Annotated in this window: 19 protein-coding genes; 8 read left to right on the top strand and 11 right to left on the bottom strand. The window is 62.9% G+C overall.

Features of this window, described 5'->3' with window-relative positions:
• Nucleotides 1–50 precede the first annotated feature (50 nt).
• The 7 genes from NCS02_RS26520 (at nucleotide 51) to NCS02_RS26490 (ending at nucleotide 10,185) form a co-directional block, all read left to right on the top strand.
• Nucleotides 51–1,355, top strand: coding sequence for an MFS transporter (locus NCS02_RS26520; protein WP_250523357.1), 1,305 nt, complete (start codon nucleotides 51–53; stop codon nucleotides 1,353–1,355).
• Between the two features lie 63 nt (nucleotides 1,356–1,418).
• Entirely contained in the window at nucleotides 1,419–2,621 is a 1,203-nt protein-coding gene (locus tag NCS02_RS26515) for an alpha-hydroxy acid oxidase (RefSeq protein ID WP_250520074.1), read from the top strand.
• 18 nt (nucleotides 2,622–2,639) lie between these two features.
• Nucleotides 2,640–3,428, top strand: a complete 789-nt coding sequence (locus NCS02_RS26510; protein WP_250520073.1) for an SDR family oxidoreductase — start codon at nucleotides 2,640–2,642, stop codon at nucleotides 3,426–3,428.
• A gap of 447 nt (nucleotides 3,429–3,875) precedes the next feature.
• Nucleotides 3,876–5,174, top strand: a complete 1,299-nt coding sequence (locus tag NCS02_RS26505; protein WP_250520072.1) for an ATP citrate lyase citrate-binding domain-containing protein — start codon at nucleotides 3,876–3,878, stop codon at nucleotides 5,172–5,174.
• 11 nt (nucleotides 5,175–5,185) lie between these two features.
• On the top strand, nucleotides 5,186–7,885 hold the full coding sequence (locus tag NCS02_RS26500; protein WP_250520071.1) for a CoA-binding protein: 2,700 nt from the start codon (nucleotides 5,186–5,188) through the stop codon (nucleotides 7,883–7,885).
• Nucleotides 7,886–8,053: 168 nt separating this feature from the next.
• Nucleotides 8,054–9,352, top strand: a complete 1,299-nt coding sequence (locus NCS02_RS26495; RefSeq protein WP_008346820.1) for an MFS transporter — start codon at nucleotides 8,054–8,056, stop codon at nucleotides 9,350–9,352.
• A gap of 50 nt (nucleotides 9,353–9,402) precedes the next feature.
• Nucleotides 9,403–10,185: a substrate-binding domain-containing protein gene (locus tag NCS02_RS26490; RefSeq protein ID WP_250456885.1), complete on the top strand. Its 783-nt coding sequence runs from the start codon at nucleotides 9,403–9,405 to the stop codon at nucleotides 10,183–10,185.
• Nucleotides 10,186–10,199: 14 nt separating this feature from the next.
• Here the strand turns inward: NCS02_RS26490 and dctA are convergent, their stop codons facing one another.
• The 4 genes from dctA to NCS02_RS26470 form a co-directional block, all read right to left on the bottom strand.
• Nucleotides 10,200–11,510: a C4-dicarboxylate transporter DctA gene (gene dctA, locus NCS02_RS26485; RefSeq protein ID WP_250520070.1), complete on the bottom strand. Its 1,311-nt coding sequence runs from the start codon at nucleotides 11,508–11,510 to the stop codon at nucleotides 10,200–10,202.
• Entirely contained in the window at nucleotides 11,507–12,472 is a 966-nt protein-coding gene (locus NCS02_RS26480) for a LysR family transcriptional regulator (protein WP_250520069.1), read from the bottom strand. The genes dctA and NCS02_RS26480 overlap by 4 nt, the downstream gene beginning before the upstream one ends.
• A 722-nt stretch (nucleotides 12,473–13,194) precedes the next feature.
• Entirely contained in the window at nucleotides 13,195–13,932 is a 738-nt protein-coding gene (locus NCS02_RS26475) for a glutathione S-transferase family protein (protein ID WP_350029908.1), read from the bottom strand.
• Nucleotides 13,929–14,681, bottom strand: coding sequence for an SDR family oxidoreductase (locus NCS02_RS26470; protein ID WP_250520348.1), 753 nt, complete (start codon nucleotides 14,679–14,681; stop codon nucleotides 13,929–13,931). The genes NCS02_RS26475 and NCS02_RS26470 overlap by 4 nt, the downstream gene beginning before the upstream one ends.
• A 135-nt stretch (nucleotides 14,682–14,816) precedes the next feature.
• Here NCS02_RS26470 and NCS02_RS26465 point away from each other — a divergent pair, with 135 nt between their 5' ends.
• Nucleotides 14,817–15,710, top strand: a complete 894-nt coding sequence (locus NCS02_RS26465) for a LysR family transcriptional regulator (protein WP_250520347.1) — start codon at nucleotides 14,817–14,819, stop codon at nucleotides 15,708–15,710.
• Between the two features lie 547 nt (nucleotides 15,711–16,257).
• Here the strand turns inward: NCS02_RS26465 and NCS02_RS26460 are convergent.
• The 7 genes from NCS02_RS26460 to NCS02_RS26430 form a co-directional block, all read right to left on the bottom strand.
• Nucleotides 16,258–17,997 (bottom strand): ABC transporter substrate-binding protein, encoded by a 1,740-nt coding sequence (locus tag NCS02_RS26460; protein ID WP_008346806.1) that lies wholly within the window; start codon nucleotides 17,995–17,997, stop codon nucleotides 16,258–16,260.
• A 102-nt stretch (nucleotides 17,998–18,099) separates the two neighbouring features.
• Nucleotides 18,100–18,381 (bottom strand): DUF2160 domain-containing protein, encoded by a 282-nt coding sequence (locus NCS02_RS26455; protein WP_008346804.1) that lies wholly within the window; start codon nucleotides 18,379–18,381, stop codon nucleotides 18,100–18,102.
• Nucleotides 18,381–19,193, bottom strand: coding sequence for a carbohydrate ABC transporter permease (locus tag NCS02_RS26450; protein ID WP_008346802.1), 813 nt, complete (start codon nucleotides 19,191–19,193; stop codon nucleotides 18,381–18,383). Before NCS02_RS26450 ends, NCS02_RS26455 begins: the two co-directional genes overlap by 1 nt.
• On the bottom strand, nucleotides 19,183–20,076 hold the full coding sequence (locus NCS02_RS26445) for a carbohydrate ABC transporter permease (protein ID WP_008346800.1): 894 nt from the start codon (nucleotides 20,074–20,076) through the stop codon (nucleotides 19,183–19,185). Before NCS02_RS26445 ends, NCS02_RS26450 begins: the two co-directional genes overlap by 11 nt.
• Nucleotides 20,073–21,197 carry an ABC transporter ATP-binding protein gene (locus NCS02_RS26440; RefSeq protein ID WP_250520068.1) on the bottom strand — a complete coding sequence of 375 codons (1,125 nt, stop codon included), beginning with the start codon at nucleotides 21,195–21,197 and terminating at the stop codon, nucleotides 20,073–20,075. Before NCS02_RS26440 ends, NCS02_RS26445 begins: the two co-directional genes overlap by 4 nt.
• Nucleotides 21,184–22,275, bottom strand: coding sequence for an ABC transporter ATP-binding protein (locus NCS02_RS26435; RefSeq protein WP_175981573.1), 1,092 nt, complete (start codon nucleotides 22,273–22,275; stop codon nucleotides 21,184–21,186). The genes NCS02_RS26440 and NCS02_RS26435 overlap by 14 nt, the downstream gene beginning before the upstream one ends.
• 313 nt (nucleotides 22,276–22,588) lie before the next feature.
• Entirely contained in the window at nucleotides 22,589–23,392 is an 804-nt protein-coding gene (locus tag NCS02_RS26430; protein ID WP_250520067.1) for a hypothetical protein, read from the bottom strand.
• Nucleotides 23,393–23,400 lie beyond the last annotated feature (8 nt).

Raw genomic sequence — 23,400 nt, 5'->3', positions numbered from 1 at the left:
GGACGCCCGGCCAACGAGGCGTCCGCGCATGACACGGACGGAGACACCGCATGAACAAGAGCAAACGGATCGTACGGATCCAGCGCATTTCGATCTTCTTTCTGACCCTCGCCGGCAGCATCAACTATCTGGATCGCAGCGCGCTCTCCATTGCGAATAGCGTGATTCGCGGCGAGATGGGCCTGAGCGCGTCGCAGATGGGCCTGCTGCTGTCGGCCTTCTCGCTCGCCTATGCGTTCGCGCAACTACCGGTCGGCGCGATGCTCGACCGTTTCGGCGCGCGGGTGATGCTGGGCTGGGGCATGATCCTGTGGTCGGTCGCGCAGGCCTGCTGCGGGCTCGTCGGCAATATCCAGCAGTTCTTCCTGGCGCGCGTGTGTCTCGGCATCGGCGAGGCGCCGCAGTTTCCGGCCGGCGCGAAGGTCATCGGCGAGTGGTTCGCGGTGCGCGACCGCGGCACGCCGTCCGGCATCTTCGTCGCGTCGACGACCGTGGGCCCGGCGATCGCGCCGCCGATCCTCACCGCCATGATGCTCGCGCTCGGCTGGCGCAACATGTTCTTCGCGACGGGCGTGTTCGGCGTCATCGTGGCGATCGGCTGGTATGTCGCCTATCGCAATCGCGACGAAGTGAAGCTCGCGGCGGAGGAGACGGCCTATCTGAACCAGGACTCGCAGGAAGACGAAAACAGCAAGCCGCTCAGCGGCGCGCAATGGCGCAGCCTGTTCCGGCAGAAGACGACGTGGGGCATCTTCTTCGGCTTCATGGGCGTCATCTATACCGTGTGGCTCTACCTCACATGGCTGCCGGCGTATCTCGAACACGAACGCGGCCTGAGCATCGCGAAGGCGGGCTGGGTCGTCTCGATTCCCTATGTCTTCGGCACGCTCGGCATGCTGAGCAGCGGCTTCACGGCAGACCGCCTGTACCGCAGAGGCCTGCAGGCGATCACGAGCCGCAAGTGGCCGATCTGCATCGGTCTCGTGGGCGCGGCGGCGTTCACCGTTCCGGCGGCGCTGACGCCGTCCACCACGCTCGCCGTGATCTACATCTCGGGCGCCATGTTCTTCATCAATCTGGCATCGGGCGGCGCGTGGTCGCTGATCTCGATCGCCGCGCCGCGTCAGGCGGTGGCCTCGCTCGGCGGCATCCAGAACTTCGGCGGCTTCCTGGCCGGCTCGGCCGCGCCGATCGTCACCGGCATCGTCGTGGACCGGACGCATTCGTTCGTCGCCTCGCTGATCGTGAGCGCGGTCATCGCGCTGCTCTCGGCGGTGGCGTATCTGCTGCTCGTGCACCGGCCAGTCGCGGTATCGGAAGACGTCGGGGAAACGGCCGTCGGCGCGCTTTCCTGATTCGCTCGCCATGCCGGCGTTGCGTGTCGTTTGAAAAGATCTTCTGTCGGAGTTCGAGCTTCAATGCAAACAGTAACGTGTGTCGAAGACCTTCGCCTCATGGCGAAAAAGCGGGTGCCCAAGGCGTTCTACGATTACGTCGATAGTGGCTCGTACACCGAATCGACTTATCGCGAGAACGGTCGCGCGTTCGCCCGGCTGACGCTCAAGCAACGCGTGGGCGTGAACGTGGAAGGGCGCAGCACCGCAAGCACGATGCTCGGACAGCGGGTCGCAATGCCCGTGGCCATCGCACCGACCGGACTGACGGGCATGCAATGGGCCAACGGCGAGATCCTGGGTGCGCGCGCGGCCGAGCGCTTCGGCGTGCCGTTCACGCTCTCGACCGTGAGCATCTGTTCGATCGAGGACGTTGCGGCTCATACGAAGGCGCCGTTCTGGTTTCAGCTCTACGTCATGCGCGACCGTGGCTTCAACCAGTCGTTGATCGAGCGCGCGAAGGCCGCCGGTTGTTCGGCGCTGGTGGTCACGCTCGATTTGCAGATCAACGGGCAGCGTCACAAGGATCTCAAGAACGGCATGACCGTGCCGCCTCGCCTGACGGCGGCGAACCTGCTTGATTTTCTGCGCAAGCCGGGCTGGGTGATGCGCGCCGCTTCGGGCAGACGCAACTTCGGCAATCTCGCCGGCTTCATCAAGGGCGGTGACGATGTGATCGCGATCAGCAAGTGGGTCGCATCGCAATTCGATCCGAGCCTCGACTGGAACGACATCGCGCATATCCGCAGTCTCTGGCCCGGCAAGCTGGTGCTCAAGGGCATCATGTGCGCCGAGGATGCGCGCATGGCGGCTTCGCTGGGCGCCGATGCCATCGTCGTCAGCAATCATGGCGGACGGCAGCTCGACGGCGCGCCGTCGACGGTCGAGGCCTTGCCCGCCGTGGTGGATGCCGTGGGCGACGCCACTGAAGTGTGGGTCGATGGCGGCATCCGCACCGGCCAGGATGTGATGAAGGCGCTCGCGCTGGGCGCGAAGGGCACGATGGTCGGCCGAGCCTTCATGTATGCCCTCGGCGCGATGGGCGAACCCGGCGTCGCGCGCATGCTCGAGATTGTGCGGAACGAACTCGACGTGACGATGGCGCTGACCGGCGTCCGGTCGATCGGCGAGATCGGGCCGCACAACTTTCACGAGCCGCGTGTTGCACAGGCTTTCCGCGCGCACACGGCCGGGGCCATGACTCAACGAGAAGAATCTGTCATTTGATTGGAGGTTGGACGCGCAATGGATCTGCAAATCGAGGGTAAATGGGCGCTCGTTTGCGCCGCGAGCAAGGGGCTGGGTAAGGGCTGCGCCGAAGCGCTGGTCGCTGAAGGCGTCAACGTCGTGGTGACGGCGCGCGGCGAGGACGCGCTCAAATCGACGGCAGCCGGGCTTCGGCAACTGAATCCCCGCGTTCAGGTGATCGCGGTGGCAGGCGATATCACGACGAGCGCCGGTCGGGAGCGGGCACTGAGCGCGGCGCCTCGCATCGACATCCTGATCAACAATGCGGGCGGCCCGCCGCCGGGCGATTTTCGCGACTGGACCCGAGACGACTGGATCGCGGCGCTGGATGCGAACATGCTGACGGCCATCGAACTGATGCGCGCCACCGTCGATGCGATGGCCGAGCGAGGCTTCGGCCGGATCGTCAACATCACGTCGGGTGCGGTGAAGGCGCCCATCGATGTGCTCGGGCTGTCCAACGGCGCGCGTTCCGGCCTGACCGGCTTCGTCGCGGGTCTGGCCCGGCAGAAACGGATCGCGGAGCATAACGTGACCATCAACAATCTGCTGCCGGGCTTGTTCGATACCGACCGCCTGAAGCAGTCCACCCAAGCGGCCGCTCCCGCGCAGGGCAAGGCGTATGACGCTGTGCTCGAAGCGAAGCGGCAGGCAATACCGGTAGGGAGATTCGGCACGGCGCAGGAGTTCGGCGCGATGTGCGCTTTCCTGTGCAGCGGACACGCGGGCTACCTGACCGGTCAAAACATCCTGATGGATGGGGGCTCGTTTCCCGGGACGTTCTGACGGTTCGTTTCATCGCGGCCGTCAGTCACGAGGGGCTTTCTTCTCCGAGCGCCAAAATCAGGCGGCGCTACCGGCGTGCAACGCGTCGTCCAGTCGCCGCCTTTTTCGGCATTGATAACGTTTGAACATCAATGCTTCGAAAAATTGCACTTCTTGTTTCAGCCTTCTTGCGCAAGTATCTGGTCTCAAGACGTTCATAAAAGAGAACGCGTCGGAGACAGGCACGAAGCGCAGCACAGCGTTTCGCTGCATCCCGGTGCACGCCCGTTCAGGGCTGCCGTCAAGAGTCATCGACGCCTATCTCGCGTAACCCACCTCGCTACTTGAATCCTGCCGCCGCTTTCGAGCGCGTCTACGGCAGCGGTGCATCTCGCGCCTGCCGCAGCGAGTCGATGCATTTCCAGTATCCGCTTCATTCGTCATTGCTCAAATCAGGAGACACGTCACATGCAGATCACCGGAATGTTGCACGGCTCGCGCCTGCTGCAATTCGTCGGCTTTCCGTCCAGCGAAGTGCTGGGCCCGGGCGCCAGCGAAGAAGAGATCAAGTCGCTCATCGACCGTCACGGGCAGATATTCATCAAGCCGGTGTTCAAGGGCGGTATGGGCAAGAAGGGCAAAGCGGGCTTGCTCGGCCGCGCCACGGATCTCAAGACGGCGCTCGCCGAAAAGGAACGACTGTACTTCGCCGAACACGCCGTAGGCCATGTGAAAGCCAAGGCGAACGGCGTGACGTTCGAAGCGGGCGTGCCGGCCAAGCACGAGGTCTACTTTTCGATCACCGATTCCACGCGTTTCCGCGCGCCGACGATGACGCTTTCGCACATGGGCGGCATGGACATCGAGGAAGTCGATCCGAAGCACGTCGCGATGGTGCCGTTCGATGCGCTGACCGGATTGAAGGCGTTCGTCGTGGCGAATGCGCTGAGCGAGATCGGCGCGCCGCGCGAAATCATCTCGCCGCTCGTGCAGCAGTTGCCGAAGCTCTGGGAGTTGTTCCACGACTTCGGGATGACGACGCTCGAACTCAACCCGATCCGCATGCGCGAGGACAAGAAGGGACGTCTCACGCCCGTCGCGTGCGACTTCAAGTGCGGATTCGATCGCGACGATCCGCGCTTCTCGCGGCTCGGCCTGCCCCCGCATCTGTTCGCCGCCGACTACTCGGATTTCGAACAGGAGATCAACCAGTTGCGCACCCACCAGGGTCAAAGCGATGTCTACGTGATCAACGACAAGGGCACGATCCTCGCGCCCACCTTCGGCGGCGGCGCGAACTCGCTCGTCACGGAAATGCTCGGCGATGCGGCCATCATCTCGTCGGACTTCGGCGGCAATCCGCCCTACGAAAAGATGAAGGAAGTGGCGCGCATCTGCTTTCGGCACTGGCTGAAGCAGTCGAATGTGCTGTTCATCATCGGGGGCAAGTCCAACAACACCGACATCTTCGAAACCCTGCGCGCGATGGCCGATGCGCTGCGCGAGCACTTCAGCGAGCACGGACCGACGCCGCTCTATGTCGTGCTCGGACGCGGCGGCCCGAACCTCGTGCGCGGCATGTCCGCGCTGCGCGACACCTGCGATTCGCTCGGCCTGCCGTATCGCCTTTTCGGTTTCGACTCCGACATCAGCGAGGTGATCCAGTACGCGCGCCGTGCCGATACATGGATGCAATCGGGCGGACGCGCGCAAGTTGCGGCGCGCATCGGCGCGCGCGACGCGCAATCGCACACGGCATCGGCTTGAGGAGATCGGACATGCACAAGCAAGGCAATAGTCGTTTCAAATACTTCGTCGGCATACAGTCGCTGGCGGATATCGCGACGCGCGAAGACCGCGTCTGCGTGCTCAACATCCTGGGCGGCGAATCATCGGACGTGACGCCGGTGAGCCACGCTTTCTCGGGCGCGAATGTCGTCTTCGGCACGGCGCCCGGCAAAGGCGGACAGATGCTTGCGACGCCCGCGGGCGACATTCCGGTCTTCAACAACGTGCGAGAAGGGCTGGAAGCCGGACATCGGTTCAACTGCGGCGTCGTCTATCTGCCGCCTTCGGCCGCGCGCGACGGCGTGGCCGAACTGATCCGCGTGAATCCGGATCTGCGCAAGATCTTCATCATCACGGAGAAGATCGCCGTGCACGATGCGCGTGAGATTCGCGCGATGGGTCAGCAGGCGGGCATCGACATCTTCGGCGCGAACGGGCTGGGCGTCGCGGACTCGTGGCAACGCGTACGCATCGGCGGCGCGCTCGGCGGCGACGATCCGGGCGCGACCTTGCGCCAGGGATCGATCGCGATCTTCTCGAATTCCGGCGGCTTCAGCACAACGATTGCGCAATACCTGCGCATGAGCGGCTGGGGCACCTCGACGGTCATTTCCAGCGGGAAGGATGTCTACATCCACTATGCCGCGCCGGAATTCGCCTTCGCGCTCGCAAACGATGCGCGCAGCAAGGCTGCCGTGCTGTACTGCGAGCCCGGCGGCTATTACGAAGCCGACGCGGACTTCACGAAGCCCGTGGTCGCGTGCGTGGTGGGCCGCTGGAAAAGCCGTCTGACGCGCGCGGTGGGACATGCTGGCGCGATGGCGGGCGGCGCCGACGATGCGCTCGCGAAGGAACGCTGGTTCAAGGAGAAATTCGGCGTCGAAAGGCTTTTCACGCCCGGCGATCCATGCTGCTCGGCGAAGGGTGCGGTGGTGACGAACATCGCGCATATTCCCGCCGCGCTCACGGCGGTGATGCGGGCGAACGCGACGATGCCCGACTTCGAGCCCGAAGGCAGCCTCGCGCTCAAGCCGTGGTTCGGCTCCGATCAGGGGCTCGATTTGCCCGACGATCTCGCGCTTGCGGTCGTGAAAGCCGTCGCGCCCTATGACGAACAAGTCGCGCGGGTGAACGACCAGATCGGCGCGATTCCGCCGCGGCAGCCGTTGAAGGACGCATCGGGCGCCTCGCAGATGGATGCGAAGACTCAGGTGAGCAGCCTGCACGGCGTATCGATGCTCGACGCGTCGACGCATTCCTTCGAAGCGAACGTGTGCCTCGCGCTGCTGCACGAGTTCGGCGGCGCGAACGATGAGAAACTGATCGACGTCGCGGTCGGCGCGGCGGTCAACCTGTACGGCACGCCCGAACTGGCGGCGGCGCAGGCGGCGCGCGAGGCCGGCAATGCGCCCAATGCCGTGCTCGCGGCTGCTGCCGCCATCGTCGGGCCGAATCGCCAGCGCGCGGCGCGCGAGGCGGCCAAGCTGATGATCGACCGGTTCGCCGCAGTAAGACTCGTCGACGCATTCGATCGCGATTTCGACATCGACGCGATCGACACCGAGGGCAGCGCGGCACTGTTCTGCGAGGAACCGGATCCGAAGGCCGAAGCCATGCTCGCCGGTCTCGCCGCCCGTGGCGTGAATTCCGTATTCGTGCGATGGATTGCCAGCGGCCCGGGCCATCCGCGCGCGGACGCCGTGCTCGCGGCGATCACGACGACACTCGCCTGGGGCCCGCTCATGCGCAAGCGCATCTCGCGTCTGACGGCGGAGAGTCTGCCGTGGTGGACGAAGCTGTTCGGCACGCTGATCGGCGCTTCGGCGGACGCGTCGCGCCATCGTCCCGACAGCTTCTGCGATGTTTCCACCGAGGCGTTGCTCGGCGAGCGCTCGCTGACGGAGATTGCGTTCGCGGCGCTGCTCGGCCTCGAACCGTCCGCCGACGACCTGTTCGCTTTCAGGACGCTGACCGGATTGCTGCTCACGAACGGACCGGGTGCGATCTCGGCGCAAGGCGCGAAGGGTGCGGTATCCGCCGATGGCCCCGAATCACCCGAACGCGTGCAACTGAACAAGGCGTTGACGGGTTTTCTGACGCACACCGGCTATACGCACGGCGGCAATGGCTACGAAGGCATCGCCTTTCTCAACGATGCGTTTCGCGACAGCGCCCTCGACGATCCCGCGGACCCGCATCACGGCGTCGATCTCGACGCGCTCGCGCGCCGTTCCGTCGAGCATTACGCGCGCTACAAGGCGAGCCAGAAGCAGGCCGGCAGCCTCGACATCGCCAAGCTGCCGGGCGTCAATCACCCGGTTTTCAAGGACAAGCCGGTGAATCACGATCCGCGCGAGGTGTTCATCGCCGATCTGTACGAGGCGCGAGGCGAGTACAACGCGTTTCATGCGTATTACCGCGCGCTGGTGCAGGCCTTGTTCGACGCGGGCGTCTCGCGCAACGTCTACTGCGTCAATGTCGATGCCGTGATCGCCGCGCTGCTGCTGAAAATGCTGTGGCAACCGCTCAAACGCGGCGCATTCAGCGAGGCGGATCTCGAAACCGCTGCGTTCACGATCTTTCTGTATCCGCGCATGCTCGGTTGCGCCGCGGAAATCGACGATCACCTGAACCGCGGTCGAAACATGGACACGCGCACGCCCGCTTCACAGTGCCGTTTCGTGGCCTGAGCGCCGACATCCGGGAGGTCGGCCGAGCCGACCGTTTCCGGCGATTGATAACCATAGGACATCAATCGTTGAGAACATTGCACTTATCGTTTTGATGGCGACGCGCCATCATTCCCGAAAGACAAGAGCGGACACTCCGCAAATTTCGGGACTTCAGGAGACACATCGATGCATCCCTCACCTTCCACCCTTTCGCCGGGACATTCCAAGGCTGCGGCGGTTTTCCGCGTAACGGCCGGCAATTTCCTGGAGCAGTTCGACTTCTTTCTGTTCGGCTTCTACGCGACGCAAATCGCCGGCGTGTTCTTTCCGGCATCGAGTGAATTCGCTTCGCTGATGATGACGTTCGCGGTCTTCGGCGCCGGATTCCTGATGCGTCCGCTGGGCGCGATCGTGCTCGGCGCGTACATCGACGATGTCGGCCGCCGCAAGGGCCTGATCGTCACGCTTTCCATCATGGCGAGCGGCACCATCCTGATCGCATTCGTGCCGGGATACGCGACGATCGGTCTTCTGGCCCCCGCGCTCGTGCTCGTCGGACGTCTGCTGCAGGGGTTCTCCGCGGGCGCCGAACTGGGTGGCGTATCGGTCTATCTCGCCGAGATGGCCACGCCCGGCCGCAAGGGCTTCTTCACGAGCTGGCAGTCCGCGAGCCAGCAGGTCGCGATCGTCGTGGCCGCGGCGCTCGGCTTCGCGCTCAACCAATTCCTCGACACCACGGCCATCGCGAGTTGGGGATGGCGTGTGCCGTTCTTCGTCGGCTGCATGATCGTGCCGTTCATCTTCATGCTGCGTCGCAATCTGGAAGAAACGCAGGAATTCAAGGCACGTCAGCATCGCCCGAGCATGAAGGAAGTGTTCCGCACGCTGGCCCAGAACTGGGCCGTCGTGATCGCCGGCATGATGCTGGTGGCGATGACCACCTCGAGCTTCTATCTCATCACGGTCTATGCGCCGACTTTCGGCAAGACGGTCCTGCATCTGAGCACGGCGGATAGTCTGCTCGTGACTTTGTGCGTGGCCGTGTCGAACTTCGTGTGGCTGCCGATCGGCGGGGCGCTCTCGGACAAGATCGGCCGCAGGCCGCTGCTCGTCGGCATGACGGTGCTCGCTATCGCAACCGCATACCCCGCGCTGTCGATACTCGCCCACGCGCCGAGCTTTATCAACATGCTGCTCGTGCTGCTTTGGCTCTCGTTCATGTACGGCATGTATAACGGCGCGATGGTCGTCGCGCTGACCGAGGTGATGCCGGTTCAGGTGCGCGTGGCGGGTTTCTCGCTTGCTTACAGCCTTGCGACGGCGGTGTTCGGCGGCTTCACGCCGGCCATCTCGACGGCGCTCATTCACATGACCGGCGACAAGGCCGCGCCCGGATACTGGATGAGCTTCGCCGCCGGCTGCGCGCTTCTGGCGACGTTCGCGCTCTATCGCCGGCGTGCGGCGACGCTGACTCCGGCGCACTGACGCGTCGCTCGTTGCGCCAAGCGTCTATCGAACCCTACACGACTCCGATCATGAAAAATCTGCTTCCGAAACTATGCGCGGCTGCGCTCATCGCCACCTCGGCCGTTGCGTTCAGCGTGCAGGCCGCCGACCTGCACGTCATGAGCTCGGGTGGCTTTACCGCGGCGTACAAGGTGCTCGGTCCGAGGTTCGCGTCCGAGACGGGCAACACGCTCGACACGGCGCTGGGTCCGTCGATGGGCAAATCGCCCGAAGCCATTCCCAACCGTCTCGAACGGGGCGAGCCGGCCGACGCCGTCATCATGGTCGGTTACGCGCTCGACGAGCTGATCAAGCAGGGCAAGGTCGTGCCCGGATCGCGCGTGGAACTGGCGGACTCGCGCATCGGCATGGTCGTGCGCGACGGTGCGGCCAAGCCCGACATCAGCTCGGCGGAAGGCCTCCGGCAGACGCTGCTGCATGCCAAGTCGATCGCCTACTCGGACAGCGCGAGCGGTGTCTATATCGAGCGGGAGCTGTTCACGAAGCTCGGCATCGAGGATCAGGTCAAGCCCAAGGCGAAGATGATCCCGCGCATACCGGTGGCCTCGGTCGTCGCGAACGGCGATTACGAGATCGGCTTTCAGCAGGTGAGCGAGTTGCTGCCGGTCAAGGGCGCGACCTTCGTCGGAAAGATTCCCGAGTCTTTGCAGTCCGTCACGCGTTTTGCCGCTGGCATTCCCGTGAGCGCACAGCATCCGAAGGAAGCGAAGGCGCTCCTCGACTATCTGGCATCGCCCGGCGTTCAGGCAGATGTGAAATCGACGGGACTCGATAGCGTCGCCGCGCATTGATACAGCCTTCGCCGTCAACTTCTCGAGGTGCTGCTCGCGTGGTCCTCTGCGCCGTCGGTGTCGCCCGGCGCCGGCGCACGCAGCATCCGGGCGAGGCGCGCGCGATCGCAGGCGCCTTCCCACATCGAAACGAAGATCACCGCGCACGCGTTGCTGATGACGCTCGTGAGCGCGCGCGCTTCGGACATGAAGCGGTCGATGCCCACCAATAGCGCCACGCCGGCGACGGGAAGATCCGGAATCACCGTCAGCGTCGCGACGAGCGCCACGAGGCCGCTCCCGGACACGCCCGCCGCGCCTTTGGACGTGAGCAGCATGACCGCGAGCATCATCGCGATCCGCGGCGCGGAGAGCGACACGTCGCACGCCTGCGCGATGAACATGGAAGCAAGCGTCAGATAGATCGCGGTGCCGTCGAGATTGAACGAATAGCCCGCGGGCAGCACAAGTCCGACAACGCCCTTGTCGCAGCCGAGCATCTCCAGCTTGGTGATGAGGCGCGGCAACACCGGTTCCGTCGACGAAGTCGCCAGTACGATGAGCAATTCCTCGCGCAGATAACGCAAGAGCCGCCAAAGCGCGAAGCCGTGCAAGCGCGCAAGCGCAGCGAGGACGAGCGCGACGAACAGCACGCATGCCACGTAGAACGACACCATCAACATGCCGAGGGAGCCGACCGAGTGAATCCCGAAGCGGCCCACCGTGAAAGCCATTGCGCCGAATGCGCCGAGCGGCGCGAGCCGCATGATCATCGCGAGGATGCGAAACAGCGCCTGGGCGATGCCATCGATGAGCGCGAGCACGGGCCTGCCTGCGCCGGGATGCAGATTCAGTGCAAAGCCGAATAGCAGCGAGAGCAGCAGCACCGGCAGCACCTCGCCCTTCTCGAAGGCGCCGAGCATCGTTTCGGGGATGACGTTCAGTGCAAAGGCGACGAGACCATCCGGATGCGCCTGCTTCACATACTGCGCGATGATCGTCGTATCGAGACTTCGGGCGTCGATATGCATGCCCGCGCCGGGCCGCATCAGAAAGGCCGTGACGAGTCCCAGCGCGAGCGCCACGGCAGTCAGAAAATAGAAGAGTCCCAACGCCCGGAAGATTGCGCGCCCGATGGCCTTTCCGCTCGCGACAGACGTGATCCCGGATACGATCGTGCAGAAGACGATCGGCGTGATCATCATCCTGACGAGGCCGACGAAACCGTCGCTGACAGGCTTGAGAAGCGAGCCGGCTTGCGGCCAGAAGTGCCCGAGCGCCATGCCGAGCAACATGCCGAGCACGACCTGCACATAGAGCAAACGGAGCGTTCTCGCCACCCTCACGACGCGGGCTTCCTGCTCGGGCGCGCTTTTGGAGCGACGTCGTCGGTTAATGTGCTGCTGCTCCTGACATCGCCTCTCATATCCAGAATCGTTTGATGAAACTCCTGCGCGGCCGGCGTCAGCGTACGCCCGCGGCGTCTCACGATTCCCACTCGCCGCTTCACGACGGGGTCGACCAGCGGCACACTCGTGAGGATGTGATGATTGCGTCCGGGCATGGCCATCGACGGTACGGCGGCGACGCCGAGGCCCGCTTCGACGAGACCGAGCATGGTCGTGACGTGACGTGTTTCGCACACGCTGGGCGCGCGCGGCGATACGGCCGAAAGAGCCTGATCGAGCAACAGGCGATTGCCGGACGTCTTGTCCACGGAAACGTATTCGTGTTCGTAGAGCTCGTTCCAGGTCACGCGTTTCTTGCGCGCGAGCGGGTGGTCGCGACGGCAAGCCGCAACGAACTGCTCCTGCAGCAGCACTTTGAAGTCGACCTCGGACTCCTGGCTTCCCATGAAGCTGACGCCGAAATCGGCCTCGCCGCTGATGACGGCGGAGAGCACTTCGTTCGCGCTCGCATCGAGCAGTTTCACCCGGATGCGCGGAAAACGGCGATGGAAGCTCGCAACCGCGCTTGGCAGAAAGTAGTAGGCCACGGATGGCACACAGGCAATGGTTACGTGACCCAATCGGCTCGATGAGACATCGCGGATGCCGAGCAGGGCGACATCGAGATCGTCCAGCAGCTGCTCCGCGCTCGGCGCGAAGGCGCGGCCCACAGTCGTGAGCGTCACGCTGCGCGTGGTGCGTTCGAAGAGACGCACGCCGAGCGCTTCCTCCAGCTTGTCGATCCGGCGGCTCAAAGCCGGCTGGGATATGTTCACCGCCTCGGCTGCCTTTCGGAAGCTGCCCAGTTCCACCACGGCTCTGAATGCCTGCAAGTCGTTGAGGTCGAAGTTGACGCCCACGGGCCATTCTCCGCGTTCTTAGATGCCGATATTGTGCATTACGCCGAGGGGGGCGGCTAATTGTGGGGCGGGTTGCGATCTTGGTCTGGGTCGGACGAGGGCGGCGGTGGGGCTTCGCGAAGCCGTGCGCCGGGGATGATGGCGAGCGGATAACGATTGATGCGTTCGATGCTATTTTCCGGTTGTCGATCGGCGCGCGTTTTCAAGCGGCAGGGAGCGGGTGGGCGGGTCTCTCGGCACTAGACGTCGATCGTTACAACCCCGACCGCACGGCGGAGGTTTGGGCAAAAAAGCGTGCAGTGAGCAAGCGGGTCGATCAGAGTCGGAAGTTGGTTCGAAGGGGGCTTATCGGCCAAAACGAGACACTCGGCGCGACCACTGTGTTGGACAGTCGTGCGGCTGCGACGCTCGATCAACGGCCCTTCAACCGCTGTCATGTACGTCGCGTCGTCTGCCATTCCGGCCTTCGTAACGGCCGCTGCAAGGTTAGCCGTGGGCACATTCCCGCCGATCTCGCCGCTGCCGCTTTGTAATCGATTCGTTCCTTCTTGCTTAACATTCCTTGCTCGCACATTTTATTGATTCGACCGGTTGAGGAACTGTGAGAGCAATAGTAATGTTCTCGCTCGTCGGAGCATCCGTCGCCGTCCAGCCTAGCGGCGGATGGATTGGCTGCCACCGGCGAGATGACGCTCGATCTCTAGCACTGCGTGCATAGACCGCTAACTTTCGCGTCCGCAGGCAAGAAGCGCGTGGCATCTATCGAGGTGTGCACGAAAGCGTTCGCCGTAATCAGAAACGACGGCCGCCTGCACGCTGGGACGCTGGGCCAGCGCCGAGCGCCACGTTCGTACCCGTTCCAGCCCGTCGAACCAGCGCTCGGCGTCACTCCCGTCCAATACGTCGAAGTAGCGATAAACCGGCGCGACAACTGCGTCCACCATGCTGAACGCTGGACCGGCAAAGTACGGACCTTCGCGCAATTGCGCGTCGAAACGTTGGAGCTTTTGTGCGAAGGCCGCGCCCGCCGATTGTGCGGTCTCCTGATTGCCGGCGTTCAGGAGGCGCCACGCATCCGTCAGCAGCGCCGACGCGAATTCGATCCACGCGCGATGCTCGGCGCGTGCCAGCGCGTTGGCCGGATGGAGGCGCGGCCCGTCGACGGCTTCGTCGAGATACTCGCAGATCGCCATGCTTTCGAAGAGCACCGCGTCGGCGCCGTCATGCGGCCGCACGCAAAGCACCGGGACCTTGCCCGTCGGCGATAGCGCCAAAAACCAGTCGGGCTTGTCGGCCAGATCAACGTCGATGCGCGTGAACGCAGTGCCTTTCTCGCCGAGCACGATGGCGGCCCGTTGCACGAACGGGCAGATGGGGTGACTGATCAGCGTGAGTGGCGGAGCGTTCATCGTGCGGATGCGACCTGTGTTGGTTTGATGGCAAGGCGGAGCCGGAATCATCCGTTCAGTGTGCGACCGCCGTCAACGATGATCTCCGTGCCGAGCGTCCAGACCGACTCGTCCGAGGCCAGATAGACGACTGCCTTTGCGACTTCCGCCGGCTTGCCAAAGCGCCCGGACGGGATCGTGCGGACGATTTCCTGATTGACCTGCTCGCGGTACGCGTCGGGAATCCCGAGCTTGTCGTAGAGCGGTGTTTCGACCGGGCCCGGGCTGACCGCATTGACGCGCACGCCCCGATCGAGAAGTTCGCTCGACAGCGTCTTCGACAGATTCAGCAGCGCCGCCTTGGTCGCCGCATAAACCGACGAGCGCGCCGCGCCGACATGCGCGTTGATCGACGTGTTGAGCACGACCGAGGCCGGATTCGCGAAGACGGGCAGCAATGCCTGGATCAGGAAGTACGGCCCTTTGACATTGACGGCGAACGAGTGGTCGAACATCTGTTCCGTCCATGCGTCGAGCGGCTGCCACACCGAGACGCCGGCATTGAGGAACGCGACGTCGAGGTGACCGTAATGCGCTTTCACAGTCTCGGCGAGCTGATACTGGGCGTTGACGTCCGCTGAATCGGCGCGCAGCGCGAGCACTTCAGGTCCGAGTTCGGCTTGCGCTTTCGCGATGCTGTCGAGGTTGTTCCCGGTGATGACGACGCGCGCGCCCTCCTTAAGAAACTGTTTCGCGGTTTCGAGGCCGATGCCGGAAGTGCCGCCGGTAATGAGAGTACGTTTGCCTTGCAGACGGGACATGAAAGCTCCTTGATGAGTAAGCGCCAGCGACCGGCTGGCCTGCACGAAGAAGCATGGACCTGTCTCCTTGAGCCGATAAGACGGCTTGCTGGTATATATTCCATGCCGCAATTGCATGAATAATGGAGGCACGGCTTGGACCGCTTTCTGCTGATGACCTGTTTCGCCCGCTCGGTGGAGACGGGTAGCTTTTCCGCTGCGGCGCGCGACCTCGGACTCGGTCAGCCGAACGTCAGCCGCTACGTCGCCGCGCTGGAAGAGCATCTGCAAACGCGGCTGTTGTTGCGGACCACGCGACGTCTCGCGTTGACGCCGGAAGGCGAGCGCTATTACGGAGAAGTACGGCAGATACTCGATGCGGTTGCGGAATCGGAATCGTCGCTACGCGGCGTGACGGAGCCTACGGGGCTGCTGCGCGTTGCGTGTCCGACCGCGTTGGCTCACACGTTCGTGCTGCCGCAGGTGCCGGCGTTTCTCGCACGCTATGCCGGCCTCGCGCTTGATCTGCAGATCGGCGATCGTTATGTGAATCTCGTCGACGAAGGCGCCGAACTCGCGATCCGCATCGGGCATCTCGAAGACAGCGCGCTGCGTGCGCGCCGCATTGGCCAGTTCGAACGGGTATGCGTTGCGAGCAAGGCTTATGTCGCCCTACACGGCACGCCGCAGAAGCCGGACGACTTACGTGCGCATAACTGCATCGTCTATACGCTGTTGTCGTCCGGGAGTACATGGCGGTTTAGAGACGGTGAGATTTCCATTGCGGGCCGGCTTCGGGTCAACTCGCCACAAGCGGTTCAGCAAGCCGTCGACGCAGGCGTCGGTATCGCACACGGACCCGGCTGGCTATTCGAAGCGGGGCTGAAAAGCGGCAACCTTCAGCGCGTGCTGGTCGGCCACGAAGCGCCGCTCGTGCCGATCCAGATCGTGTATGTAGCGAACCGGTTACTGCCGAAACGCGCCATTGCGTTCATGGACTTCATCGCGGCGGCATTCGCCGATATCCCATCACTCAATGCGAACGGATGACGATGACTGAGCATACGGCGGGCGCTAGCGGCGATCCGCGCCATGACTTCGGTCTCTACCCCGACCGCCCATAAAATTCAAGCCTTTGCGTATGCGAGGAGAGTGAAGGTGCTTTGACAGCCGATCACTGCGAACGCGTCCGCTTCCCTGGTGCTGGCCGCTGCAGGGCCGTCTGACTCACCAACCATTCTTCGGAAAACCGACTAAAAGCACTGAAATATTTTGTCAATCACAAGCCATTTCAGCACAAAGCGAGAAATCGGGCAGCGCGGTGCGATTTGATTCAAGGGCAGCAAGAATCCGTTACCTGCCTTTCGATTGATGACAATGCGATTGTCGGCAACGGGTCGGCTTCAGCCCTTCGGACCACGGTCGTCGCAGAAGAACGAGGCGGTAATCCGCGAATTTCGGCTGATGGTCATCAAGGGCCGTCAGAGATTGCATCCGCATCGAATCGTCGCTGCTGCTTCCAGCCCCACCGCGCCCCTCCAGCAACCCACAAAAAAGGCGGCACAACCAAGTGCCGCCAATCCAAAAACCAAAACCCCTACCGCACCTTACCCGCCTTCCACGCCGACAGCAGTTGCTCATACTTTACCGTTTCCCCCTTCGGCTTCTCATTGGCAAGCGCCTTCCACGGCGCGTGCTGGTCGGACAGCCACTTCGACGGATCGCTCTGCGCATTCAGCTCCGGCGCGCAAACCTTCATCCCCGCCCGCTGCAAACGGGACAACACCTGGTCCATTTCCTTCGCCAGGTTATCCATCGCAGCCTGCGGCGTCTTCTCACCGGCGACAGCAGTGCCGACGTTCTTCCACCAGAGTTGCGCCATCTTCGGATAGTCGGGCACGTTGTTGCCGGTCGGCGTCCACGCGACGCGCGCCGGGCTGCGATAGAACTCGATCAAGCCGCCGTATTTATCCGCGTTTTTCGTGAAGTAGTCGCTATGAATGTCGGAGTCGCGAATGAACGTGAGACCGACTATCGACTTCTTGAGCGACACGCTCTTCGACGTCACGAACTGCGCGTATAGCCACGCGGCAGCGCGCTGATTCGGCGGCGTCGACTTGAAGAAGGTCCATGAGCCGACGTCCTGATACCCGTTTTGCATGCCCTCCTTCCAGTAAGCGCCGTGCGGGGAGGGCGCCATGCGCCACTTCGGCGTGCCATCCGCATTCGTGACGTTGCCCGGCTTGAGCATCGACGCCGTGAACGCGGTGTACCAGAACACCTGTTGCGCGATGCGTCCCTGCGCGGGCACCGGGCCCGCTTCGCTGAAGGTCATGCCCGACGCTTCCGGTGGCGCATATTTCTTGAGCCAGTCGATGTATTTGGTCGTCGCGTAGACCGCTGCCGGGCTATTAGTGCCGCCGCCGCGCGATACCGACGCGCCTACCGGATGACAGCCATCAGGCGTCACGCGGATGCCCCATTCGTCGACGGGCATGCCGTTCGGAATGCCCTTGTCGGCTTCGCCCGCCATGGAAAGCCACGCGTCCGTGAAGCGCCAGCCGAGCGACGGGTCTTTCTTGCCGTAATCCATATGGCCGTAGACCTTTTCTCCGTCGATGGTTTTCACGTCGTTCGTAAAGAACTCGGCGATGTCTTCATACGCGGACCAGTTGACCGGCACGCCGAGTTCGTAGCCATATTTCGCCTTGAACTTGTCCTGCAAGTCCTTGCGTGCGAACCAGTCCGCGCGGAACCAGTAAAGGTTCGCGAACTGCTGGTCGGGAAGCTGATAGAGCTTCTTGTCCGGCGCGGTCGTAAAGCTCGTGCCGATGAAATCTTTCAGGTCAAGACCAGGGTTCGTGTATTCCTTGCCTTCGCCCGCCATATAATCGGATAGCGGAACGATCACGCCATAGCGATAGTGCGTGCCGATCAGGTCCGAGTCCGAAATCCAGCCGTCGTAAATGCTTTGGCCGGATTGCATCGAGGTCTGCAATTTCTCGACGACGTCCCCTTCCTGAATGATGTCGTGCTTCACCTGAATGCCGGTGATTTCGCTGAACGCTTTCGCTAGCGTTTTCGATTCGTAGGTGTGCGTGTCGATGGTTTCCGACACGACATGAATCTCTTTGACGCCCTGCGACTTGAGTTTCGCCGCGGTATCGATGAACCATTTCATCTCGTCCATCTGCTGCTGTTTCGACAGCGTGCTGGGTTGAAACTCGCTGTCCACCCATTTCTGCGCCTCGGGCGTTCCCGCCAGAGCCTGGTTCGCGAAGGCACCCGACACGATACTTGCCACTGCCAGCGCGACGATCCGTCTCCTCTGATGCATGGTCTTCTCCTGTGTCTTCCGTGCCCCTTCGATCTTGTCGGCGCCCGCTGGGGGCATCAGCGGAACCGGCAGTTGTCAGTCATCGCTGCATGCGTCGGCTTGCTAGCCTTTCCACATGATCGCGAGCAGCACCAGCACCGAGGCTATGAAGCCCGGCCACGAACTCGAGCCCTCCGCGCTGATCGCAAGCCACGCGAGATTCACATAAGCGGCAGTCAACAGGCCGATGAAAAGGCGATCGCCGCGAGTCGTCGCGATAGGCAGAAAACCCTTGCGTTCATGAGTCGGCGAGCACAGTTCCCATACCGTCATGCCGCCCAGCATCACGACGATGCAGCCGAAAAAAATCGCCACCTCGGGCGTCCAGTACATCCACGTGAACATCACACTCTCCCCATCGCGAAGCCCTTCGCGATGTAGTTGCGCACGAAGTAGATCACGAGCGCGCCGGGAACGATCGTCAGCACGCCCGCAGCCGACAGCACGCCCCAATCCATGCCGGCCGCCGACACGGTGCGCGTCATCACGGCAGCGATAGGTTTCGCGTTGACCGAAGTCAGCGTGCGCGCGAGCAGCAGTTCGACCCAGCTGAACATGAAGCAGAAGAAAGCCGTGACACCGACGCCCGACTTGATAAGCGGCAGAAAGATCTTCACGAAGAAGGCGGGAAACGTATAACCGTCGATATACGCGGTTTCGTCGATCTCGCGCGAGACGCCCGACATGAAGCCTTCGAGAATCCATACGGCAAGCGGCACGTTGAACAGCATGTGCGCGAGTGCGACGGCAATGTACGTGTCGGTCAGGCCGATGCTCGAATAGAGCTGGAAAAACGGCAACAGGAACACGGCGGGCGGCGTCATGCGGTTGGTGAGCAGCCAGAAGAACATGTGCTTGTCGCCGAGAAAGCGATAACGCGAGAACGCATACGCGGCAGGCAGCGCGACCAGCACGGACATCACCGTGTTCATCAGCACGTAGATGATCGAATTGATGTAGCCCCAGTACCACGAGGGATCGGTGAAGATCACCTTGTAGTTGTCGAACGTCACGTGCTGCGGCAGCGTGGCGAACGTCGACATGGTCTCCTCGTTCGTGCGCAGGGAGATCGACAACATCCAGTAAAGCGGAATCAGCGCGAACAGCATATAGACGACGAGCACCAACGTCCGCATCCAGCGGCGCTTATCCTGCATGGTCGTCTCCTTGCGCAGCGGGGCCGCCTCTGCCGACGCGATTCATCCAGTTATAGAGAATGAAGCACAACAGCAGAATGATCAGGAAATAGATCAGCGAAAAAGCCGCGGCCGGGCCGAGGTCGAACTGGCCGACCGCTTTTTGCGTCAGGTACTGACTGAGGAAGGTCGTGGAATCGCCGGGTCCGCCGCCTGTCAGTACGAACGGCTCCGTGTAGATCATGAAGCTGTCCATGAAGCGCAGCAGCACGGCGATCATCAGCACGCCGCGCATCTTCGGCAACTCGATGTAGCGGAATACCGCAAAGCGGCTCGCGCCATCTATCTCCGCGGCCTGATAGAAGGCGTCCGGAATCGCGCGCAAGCCCGCATAGCACAGCAGCGCGACGAGCGGCGTCCAGTGCCAGATGTCCATCACCAGCACCGTGAGCCATGCGGCCGTGGGACTCGCCGTGTAGTTGTAGTCGAAGCCGAGACTATTGAGCCAGTAGCCGAGCAGTCCGATATCCGGGCGCCCGAAGATTTGCCAGATCGTGCCCACCACGTTCCATGGAATCAGCAACGGCATGGCGAGCACGACGAGCGTCGCCGATGCGCGCCATCCCGAAGCCGGCATCGACAGTGCGAGGCCCACGCCCAATGGAATCTCGAACAGCAGAACGCACGCAGAGAAAATGACCTGTCTGCCGAGTGCCTGGCGCAAATCCGGATCGGTCATGGTGTTGCGAAACCACTCCGTACCGACGAACACATGCTGCGTCGGGCCGATGATGTCCTGCACCGAATAGTTCACCACGGTCATCAGCGGCAGGATCGCGGAGAACGCGACGCAGATGAACACCGGAACGACCAGCAACCACGCTTTCTGATTGACGGGCTTCATCGCGCGGCCTCTTCGGAGATGCGTGTTTCGATTCGTTCGTCGTTGCAGAAGAATACGGTCTCAGGCGCAACCAGATGCAGCCAGGCAGGTCCGTCGACAATCCGTACATGCGGTTCGAGCCTCGCATTGAACACATGGCCGTCGCATTGCGCGGTCACCAGTTGATAGTTGCCGAGTTGCTGTGCGCGAAGCACCCGCGCGTTGAGCGCACCCGCTCCGCCTTCATGCGAAAGCCGTACGAATTCCGGGCGAATCCCCAGCTTGAGCGCGCCGTTTGTCTGCTGATGCGCGGCCCGTAGCGTCGCGAGCGTGCCCGCGTCGAGCGGCAGGCGCTGCGAGCCGATTCTTGCGCCGTCTGCGTCGAGCTCGATCGGACAGAGATTCATGCCCGGACTGCCGATGAAATAGCCGACAAAAGCATGATCCGGCCGCAGAAAAAGCGCATCGGCTCCGCCTTTCTGAACGACGCGGCCATTCGTCATGACCACGACTTCATCTGCGAAAGTCAGCGCTTCTACCTGATCGTGCGTCACGTAGATAAGCGTGAGCTTGAGTTGCTGATGGATCTTCTTCAACTGCCGGCGCAGCATCCACTTCATCGCGGGATCGATCACGGTGAGCGGTTCGTCGAAGAGAATCGCCGCCACGTCCTTGCGCACGAGGCCGCGCCCGAGCGATATTTTCTGCTTGGCGTCGGCGGCCAGATTGCTCGCCTTGAGCGGCAGATCGCGCGTCATATCGAGGATTTCCGCGACTTCGTGCACGCGCTTCGTGACCTCGGCGGTCGACATCATCCGATTGCGCAGCGGAAACGCGAGGTTGTCGAATACGGTCATCGTGTCGTAGACCACGGGGAACTGGAACACTTGCGCGATGTTGCGCTCGCGTGCGCCGAGCGCAGTCACGTCGCGTCCGTCGAACAGCACCTTGCCCTCCGACGGCTTGACGAGCCCCGACACGATATTCAGCAGCGTGGTCTTGCCGCAACCCGATGGCCCGAGCAACGCGTAAGCGCCGCCGTCATCCCAGACCATGCTCATGGGTTGAAGCGCGTAGTCGTCGAGCGTCGCGGGGGCCGGTCCGTACGCGTGCCCGAGATTCTGGAACTCAATGCACGCCATGAGCTGCCTCCGGGCTGGACACCAGTTGGGTATCCGCGCCGAACACGAACAGTTCGTCAGGGTCGATGAAAACATCGAGCTGCGTGCCGAGCTCGATCTGATGCACGCCCTGCAATTGCGCAACCAGGTCGACCGCGCCGGTCAGCGTGCGCAAGTGCAGGTATGTTTCCGAGCCGCTCAGTTCAGCGAGTTCGAGCCGGCACGCAACGGCGATCGCATGAGCGGCCTTCGCCTCGAGACGCACGTGCCCGGGCCGGATGCCGATGCGGCATGCGCCGTTCGCGGCGAGACCGTGCCGGACCGGAACCTCGACGCCGATCGGCAGACGCGCGCGGCCGTTGCCGCAGTCGCTCGTCAGCATGTTCATCGGCGGGTCGTTGAAAACGGCTGCGGCCGCGACGTTGACCGGTGCGTTATAGACATCGAGCGTGGGACCGAACTGCAGAACCCGGCCTTTATCGACGATTGCCGTATAGCCGCCCAGCAGCAGCGCTTCGAGCGGTTCGGTGGTCGCGTAGACGACCGTCGTCTTGCCGTCGGCGAAAAGCGTGGCCAGTTCGAGGCGCAATTCCTCGCGCAGCTTGTAATCGAGATTGACGAGCGGTTCGTCGAGCAGCACCAGCGACGTGCGCTTCACGAGTGCACGCGCGAGCGCGCAGCGCTGCTGCTGTCCGCCGGACAGTTCGCCTGGCCGCCGCTCCAGCAAATGGTCGATATGCAGTCGGGCCGCGACTTCGTGCACGCGCCGGCGGATTTCGGCAGGGTCGGTTTTTTGCAGACGCAAAGGCGAGGCGATGTTCTCGAACACCGTCATCGCGGGGTAGTTGATGAACTGCTGATAGACCATCGCGAGATTGCGCTGGCGCACGCTGACGCCTGTCACGTTCTGGCCGTCGACGAGCACCCGGCCGTCGTTCGGCCTGTCGAGACCTGCCATCACGCGCATCAGCGTGGTTTTGCCGGCCTGCGTGGGTCCGAGAAGCACGTTGATGGCGCCTGGGACAAGGCGCAAATCCACGCCGTACAGATACGGCTGCCCGCCAGAAACGACACTGACCCGCTCCAGTTCAAGGACCAAATCGCTCTCCTCTCGGCATGCACGACGCCAGCCGCAGAGCTGGCGCTTCAGAATGACGTCAATTGGGTTGCGCTTCGATTACATGCAGCAGCCAGAATGTCCCTTTTGTTGGTTTGCGTTTAAATCGGGGTAAACCTTACGACAGGATGAAATCCGGAAACCGGCTGCGGGCTGGGGGCGATCGGCATGAGATACGTTGAAATAGAGCATTGACTCAATTTCTTTAGACGCACGTTGGACGGTCCGATTGCTGCGTAGCAAAAAGGCGGATTCGTATGCTGCCCGTCGGCACGAACGGCGCATTCGCCGAGCCTCAGAAGAGAAACCACGCCTCGGCGTCTTTCGCGAGCGGCGAGGCTGCGGTGCGTTCGGGCAGCGCGCGGAGATGCGCGCGTGCATGCTGAAGTGCATCGGAGAAACCGCGCAGTGTCTGCGTCGTCGGCCGGTCGTCGAGGCGGCGGCGTTGCACCGCCTGCGCGACGTTCCGGTGTATCAGCGCCGTCTGCGCATCGATATAGGCGATGCACGCGCGCGCGAGCGCCGTCGATAACATGCCGATACCCATGAGCGCCGGCACGCTCGCAATGGTGCGATAACCGTCGGAAGGAAGCATCGCGAGCGCGCGGCGCGGATCGGCGAAGTCGCGTCTCAGGACATCGAACAACGGCGCGGCCCATAGCTCGCGCTCGATGCTTAGCGCGTGCCGTCTGCGTTGCACGGCCGCCTTGGCCTCTTCATCCACGATCTCGCCAGCCTTGAGGAGCAACGCACCCGGATGCTCGCCCGGGCGGATGCATTGCGCGCCGATCCATCCCGCGCCATGCGAGCGCTGCGCAAGCACCGCATGTTGCAGGTGATCGGGCACGAGCGGGTCGAGCGGCACCGCGATGCACTGATCCGGCTTGCCCTTTGCATGAAGGCCGCACAACCCGTCATGCGCAAGCGCGGGACAGCGGCCGAGCGACGGGTAATCGAGCGCAAGCGTCGTGATGGTGATGGCACTGGCCTCATCGACGGGAAACGCGTGCAGTGGCGTGTCTGCGCCTCGCGGCATGCGTCCGAGCGCGATGCAGCCGACGAATACGTCGCGGTGTTCGAACAGTTCGCGTAGCGACATCGCCGGCG

The organism is Caballeronia sp. NCF2 (assembly GCF_023631205.1).
In the GTDB taxonomy this organism is placed as follows: domain Bacteria; phylum Pseudomonadota; class Gammaproteobacteria; order Burkholderiales; family Burkholderiaceae; genus Caballeronia; species Caballeronia zhejiangensis.
Note: the sequence above shows the minus strand (reverse complement) of the source record. Positions and strands in the feature narration are given on the sequence as shown.

Bases quoted from the DNA above. Each gene is read 5' to 3' on its own strand.
- NCS02_RS26455 (WP_008346804.1), bottom strand. From the start codon at position 18,381: ATGTTCACGTGGATGTACTGGACGCCCGAGGTGGCGATTTTTTTCGGC.
- NCS02_RS26505 (WP_250520072.1), top strand. From the start codon at position 3,876: ATGCAGATCACCGGAATGTTGCACGGCTCGCGCCTGCTGCAATTCGTC.
- NCS02_RS26475 (WP_350029908.1), bottom strand. From the start codon at position 13,932: ATGATTCCGGCTCCGCCTTGCCATCAAACCAACACAGGTCGCATCCGC.
- NCS02_RS26500 (WP_250520071.1), top strand. From the start codon at position 5,186: ATGCACAAGCAAGGCAATAGTCGTTTCAAATACTTCGTCGGCATACAG.
- NCS02_RS26520 (WP_250523357.1), top strand. From the start codon at position 51: ATGAACAAGAGCAAACGGATCGTACGGATCCAGCGCATTTCGATCTTC.
- NCS02_RS26460 (WP_008346806.1), bottom strand. From the start codon at position 17,997: ATGCATCAGAGGAGACGGATCGTCGCGCTGGCAGTGGCAAGTATCGTG.
- NCS02_RS26470 (WP_250520348.1), bottom strand. From the start codon at position 14,681: ATGTCCCGTCTGCAAGGCAAACGTACTCTCATTACCGGCGGCACTTCC.
- NCS02_RS26450 (WP_008346802.1), bottom strand. From the start codon at position 19,193: ATGCAGGATAAGCGCCGCTGGATGCGGACGTTGGTGCTCGTCGTCTAT.
- NCS02_RS26515 (WP_250520074.1), top strand. From the start codon at position 1,419: ATGCAAACAGTAACGTGTGTCGAAGACCTTCGCCTCATGGCGAAAAAG.
- NCS02_RS26430 (WP_250520067.1), bottom strand. From the start codon at position 23,392: ATGTCGCTACGCGAACTGTTCGAACACCGCGACGTATTCGTCGGCTGC.
- NCS02_RS26495 (WP_008346820.1), top strand. From the start codon at position 8,054: ATGCATCCCTCACCTTCCACCCTTTCGCCGGGACATTCCAAGGCTGCG.
- NCS02_RS26510 (WP_250520073.1), top strand. From the start codon at position 2,640: ATGGATCTGCAAATCGAGGGTAAATGGGCGCTCGTTTGCGCCGCGAGC.
- NCS02_RS26445 (WP_008346800.1), bottom strand. From the start codon at position 20,076: ATGAAGCCCGTCAATCAGAAAGCGTGGTTGCTGGTCGTTCCGGTGTTC.
- NCS02_RS26490 (WP_250456885.1), top strand. From the start codon at position 9,403: ATGAAAAATCTGCTTCCGAAACTATGCGCGGCTGCGCTCATCGCCACC.
- NCS02_RS26440 (WP_250520068.1), bottom strand. From the start codon at position 21,197: ATGGCGTGCATTGAGTTCCAGAATCTCGGGCACGCGTACGGACCGGCC.